Source organism: Spirochaetota bacterium (assembly GCA_026414805.1).
Classification (GTDB): domain Bacteria; phylum Spirochaetota; class UBA4802; order UBA4802; family UB4802; genus UBA4802.
This window is the reverse complement of the sequence record JAOAIH010000069.1, coordinates 1-5718: the sequence shown is the minus strand read 5'-3', so window position 1 is coordinate 5718 and position 5718 is coordinate 1. Positions and strand designations below refer to the sequence as shown.

The window sequence follows — 5718 nt, the reverse complement described above, 5'->3', positions numbered from 1 at the left end:
ATAAAAGTTTATTTAATATCAACAATTACCAGAGTTATATCATCAGTTATTTTATCCTTGCTTCCAGCCCATTGTATAACAGTATCAACAATACTATCAATAAGGTCTCTGGTGCTTTTTGTATGATTTTTTTCAATGCAAGAGATAAATCGCTCAATTCCAAATATTTGGTTTCTGCTATTGCGTATTTCTGTTATTCCATCAGTATATAATATAATTCTATCAGTGCTGCTAATTTTATAGCTGGTAATTTTATTTTTTATTGTCTTAAAAACTCCAAGAATTTTTCCAGGTACATCTATCTCAATTACCTTACCGGTACTTCCCTGTAAAATTAATGGTAGTGGATGCCCTGCCCTTGAAAATTTTACTACCTTTTGCGAAGCATCAACGTATGTGTACAGTGCAGTGATAGGCTGTTCTCCTGTTTTACCATATAAAATATTATTCATATTAGCTAGAACTGCAGCGGGATTATCTGCGTGGTTCCTTTGTAATGAAAATGCAATATTAACTGTAGATGCTATCAGCGATGCTGGGATCCCATGCCCGGTAACATCAGCTATAATGATTCCTATCTTATCTTCATTTAACTCGTAAAAATGATAAAAATCACCCCCTATTTCATCCATTGGTATATAACACGCTTCAACATGGATAGAAGTAGTTGAAGGTGTAGTTTCAGGTAAAATTGTTTTCTGAATCCTTCGAGCAATCTCTAACTCACTATTTATAGTAATTAATCGATTTTGAATTTTAATTGATTCCTCAAGTGCAGCTAATGATTGTGTAAACACAAAAACTAATAGACCTAATTCAAACAAATAAATACTATTTATTAATTGTTGAGTATACAAAATATCATTTACAAGAGTGAGAAACAAGATTATATAACCACTGAAATATATTATCGAATTTGGTAATTCGATTGATGTTACTTTTATTAAAACAAACAAAAAATATACAGCTGATAATAATAATCCAATTTGTATCAAAATCAAAGAATATGATACATAGGTTATAGGAACAATCAACACAAATAAAACAAAAAAACTGAAATATATAGTTATTACACGTAAAATTACTGCATTCACTTTTTTTGGGTATAAACCATTTATAAAATAAGCAAAGGAAATAATCCCTAATAAAATAGTACAATACTCCATTCGCAAATATATATCCCATGGTAAAGATGGGAACATCTTTACAAAGAGTTTTTCATCTGTTAATAGAAGCCTCAACCCTATGATTGCACAAAAAAAGGCAAAATATAGATTTGGTTTATAACCTTTATTTACAACAAAAAGTCCTATATGATAGAGAAGTATTACAAAAAGCGATGCTGAAACAAATAAAGTAATAAAAAGGTCTAATTCATATTGTTTATTTATTATATCATAATTACCATATTTAATGCTCCGTAAAATACCACCTGTCCTTTGTTGAAAATTTGATATATGCAAAACAACTTCAGTAACTGTTGAATCAATTACAAATTGAGTAACAACGGGTAACTGAAAAGGAACCATAGACGCCTTTGAACTTCCTACCGTGCCATTCTTGCTAACAATTTTTCCATTTATCCAGAGGGTATATGCAGAATGCACATACGGCATAATAATTGTTTTAATTTGCCCAACATATTTTACATCATGAATTATATGCAGTCTGTATGTAGCATATCCAAAAGCAGGAAAGGAGTATCTAAAATTACTCTGCTTATTCCATGCTTTAGGAACTTCAATATATGTAAATGGTTTTATTTTTTTTGTAAATCTGGATGGTTCTATAAGTTGATTCCAGTAAAACTCCCAATCCCCATCTAAAGATAGTACCTGGTTTGAAGATTCATCCCAATTACGTAAGTCTAAAACCCCTTCTATAGCTTTGGGTTTATGTACATTTCTTTTATTATGGCAACTAACAAATAGTACTATACTTACAACAAAGATAACAACAATAACAATAATTTTCCTATACATGTGATGATATTTAATTTACATAATTTAAATTGTTATATTAAGCTTCACTACTATAAAGAGCTCGATGTAAAAAGTAAAGAATAATTTAAATAATATTAATAAAGTTTTTAATAAAATGCTTCCTTCTATAATCAATTAATAGTTTCTAGTGTTGGTAGTTACCCAATGCTCTCTTAACCATCATAAAAAGAAATATGGGTATTATTGAAAGAATAATACCTAATCCAAACAAATAAGAATACCCAAAGCTATCGGCCAAAAGCCCTGAAAACCACATTCCTGGTGATTTTCCAATCACTTCAATGGTTGCAAGCACAGTATAATGTGTTGCCCCAATCACCTTGTCCACTATATACATCATGAACGCAAACATTGCAGTTGTCAGCATTCCACCAAAAAAATGTTCAGCGATGGTTATAACGATAATCACTTCTTCTGAGGGCGGTTTCAATGTGCAATACCATTCTCCACATAAAGGCACAATGCGTGTAAGCAATGAAATTCCCAGTCCTCTCATAATTCCGTATCGGGATGCAAGAACACCTCCAATCATTGAACCTGCAATAGACGCTGCCATGCCATACGTTCCCTGCCACAATCCTATTTGTGATGCAGAAAAACCACGGTCAACTAGAAATGGTTTGAACATTCCGTCAATGAATGTTTCTCCTGTTTTGTATGTTGCTATCAGTAACAATATGATGATCATCCCATGTTGTGTAAGAGCTTTCTTTATGTGGTCAAATATATCTTTGATGGTTATATAATTACATTTGTTTTGTACCATACTGGTTTCTTTGTAGGGAATAAGAAGGAATAAAGGAACAGCAATAAGACCACCTATGGTATAAAAAACATTATGCCATCCAATGTATGAACTCAACCATACCAGAAAACCGCCGCTAATGAGCATACCCATTTTATAACCTACTACTTGAATGGCATTACCATACCCCAGATCACTATCTTTTAAAATATCAATTGCCAATCCATCAACCGCAACATCCTGTACTGAAGCACAAAAGTTCATAACAAGTATAGTTGCACCAAACAATACGGGATTCAAAGTTATATTTATATGAGTGGCGCTATAAGCTGATACAAGCATTAATGTCTGCAAGGGTAACAACCATGATTTTCTTCTTCCTAAAGAATGCATCCAGAATCTGTCAACCAACGGTGCCCACACAATTTTAAGCATCCATGGCAATGCAAGCATACTACTGAATCCAATCATTGTTAATGATATTCCAGATTGCCGTAAAATAACAGGTAGCGCAGTAACTTGAAATCCAAAGGGAATACCCTGTGTTAAATACAAAAGGGATAAAAGTATAAAGCCATATAAGCGATAGTTACTCACAATCGTTGCCTGTAAAAAAAATTAAAATTGTGAAAAGGGATTTTTTTCTTCTGGTACCTTTGGATAAAATAAAGGCATGACATGACTATACTCTACAGTAGCTGTTTTTGCAGCTTTGTTATAATAGAGTCCAACACGGTACATCCCAATTGAACAATAAAATGCATTTTTATCAAATGTAAACTCACCGTATTTTTGCTGTAAATGATGCTGTAATTGCTCATATTGTGAATCGGTAACAGGGATGGTAACAATCACCGTATATAATCTATCAAAAAGATCAAATATCAGCATTCCACTGGATTGTGAATCACCATACTCTATCACCTTGATTGCACCAACTTTCATCTCTTTATATCTGTAATCATGATATTGTAATATTTCTTTTATAGTGCTATACTTTGATCCTAAAAATATGTGATTATATCCTACAGTTTGTGCAGAAAGATAAGTTTGGAAAATTAACACAATACCAAAAGCAAACGCTGCAGCAAAAATTTGTTTTACTGCTGCCACAGTACTCCCTCCCTAAAATAATTTTTCATTTCACGCGCATTTAATAAGGCATCATATTGTATGTCACATCCCCCAGCTTTGATATCTCTTTTGAGCTATCGCACATATTTCATCAATAAACCCTTGTGGATTGACTTTGAATTTTTCTAGCCGTGAACGTACCATATCTTTTATTGCCTGAAAATTAAAAGGGTATGCACTCAGCGATAACTCAATATCGCGTTTTAATGTGGTATAGCTTTCGGTGCCATGTTCAATTCGTTGACCAATGATATTTGCCTGTAATCTTCTATGTTTTTTTTCTAATTCAATGACTTCAATAGGTTTTTCTTTTACATCAGATAATACAATAAGTGAAGGCAATATATGTTCACCTAAATCAGATAGCAGAAACTTATTTATTTCTTTTGAATCATTGAATAATACTAAAAGTGATTCAAGAGATGATCCATACACTGTTATATGAGATAACGGAATTATAGCATCTGATGGATTAAATGCTATAGAATTGATTTTGGAGAATGTAATTACACCAGACTCACCTCTGCCTACATACAGCACATTTTCTTCTTTTGTATTTGTTTGAGCCATATATTTTTCAATTTCAATTATTTTTCTTTCACCAGAAATAAATTGTTCAATATCGCCAGCATATAGATCAATATTTTTAAGCCCAGGAACTTTTTTATACTCCGTTGCTACAAGGTGGTTATCGTCAAGCCCAACACGTTTGATTATTTCTACAGCCAATTCATAGGGTATGGCAGTAAGAATTGATGGATCGTATTCTTTTATGAAATTTATAAAATGCACTGCGCCAGGAAAAAGTCGAGTTTTCATGCCCACTGTAGAAGCACATTGTACTGGTACATCCTTCAAAAGGTAATCCGGGTAATATACTGCTAATTTTAAAAATGAAAATGGTATTTGTCCCTTTTCTGAAAGTTTCCTGTTGACTTCATCAAGAAAGTTTTCAATAACTGAGCTTTCTTCGTCATAGAAGATAGCATCCAGCAACTGATTATAATCACCTATTTCCAGAAAATCTCCAAGACCAACAAATATTTTTTTTGGCCTATATAACAAATCAGAACAAACAGCAATAAACTCTTTTCTATTGTATTCTTTAACAATTAATTGTTTATGTTTATTATATTGAATAATTGTATAATCCATACCAAACTCTTATAGCCCACTTTAACTTTTTAAAATGATATATTACATGAGCATAAGAGTTTGGCAAGATTTTTTATTTCGTACATTAGAAAATAATAATATTATATCCAGCCTATTTTTGAAGCCTGAAAACACAAATGGTCCCTGAAATCGGGGTGAGCAATGTTTATTAATGCAAAAACTCTATCATAGATACTTCGCATTCGTAAATTTGCAACACCGTATTCAGTTACTACATACTCAACATCATTGCGGGATGTTGTGACCACCGTTCCAAGTGGCAAATACGGTACAATGTTACTATGCAATTTACCTTCTTTGTCCTTATACGTTGAATTGAGAGCAATAATACTTTTACCACCTTTTGATTTTTTGGCACCATGAACAAAATTTACTTGTCCACCAGTTCCGCTGTACTGCTTTGTACCAATTGATTCTGCTGCAACTTGACCTGTTAAATCTATCATCAGTGCATTATTGATTGAAACTAAATTGTCATTCAAGGCAATTATTTCCGGTGTATTAACCCACCCAACCTCACAGAAGAGGAAATTTTCGTTATGATCAAGATATTCATAAAACTCTTTAGTTCCTACAGCAAACGCAGCTATAACCTTACCAGGATAGAAGGTCTTTTTAACCCCATTAATTACTCCTGCTTCTACTAAACGCATGACAGAA

The 5718-nt window shown here is 32.7% G+C and carries 5 protein-coding genes; all 5 read right to left on the bottom strand.

Features of this window, described 5'->3' with window-relative positions; genetic code table 11:
• Positions 1-8 precede the first annotated feature (8 nt).
• Positions 9-1982: a SpoIIE family protein phosphatase gene (locus N3F66_12340; protein MCX8124933.1), complete on the bottom strand. Its 1974-nt coding sequence runs from the start codon at positions 1980-1982 to the stop codon at positions 9-11.
• 145 nt (positions 1983-2127) lie between these two features.
• Positions 2128-3345 (bottom strand): MFS transporter, encoded by a 1218-nt coding sequence (locus N3F66_12335; protein ID MCX8124932.1) that lies wholly within the window; start codon positions 3343-3345, stop codon positions 2128-2130.
• A gap of 21 nt (positions 3346-3366) precedes the next feature.
• Positions 3367-3861, bottom strand: a complete 495-nt coding sequence (locus N3F66_12330; protein ID MCX8124931.1) for a hypothetical protein — start codon at positions 3859-3861, stop codon at positions 3367-3369.
• A gap of 63 nt (positions 3862-3924) precedes the next feature.
• Positions 3925-5037: a hypothetical protein gene (locus N3F66_12325; protein ID MCX8124930.1), complete on the bottom strand. Its 1113-nt coding sequence runs from the start codon at positions 5035-5037 to the stop codon at positions 3925-3927.
• 101 nt (positions 5038-5138) lie between these two features.
• A partial coding sequence (locus N3F66_12320; protein ID MCX8124929.1) for a 4-hydroxybutyrate CoA-transferase occupies positions 5139-5718 on the bottom strand: 580 nt, incomplete at its 5' end.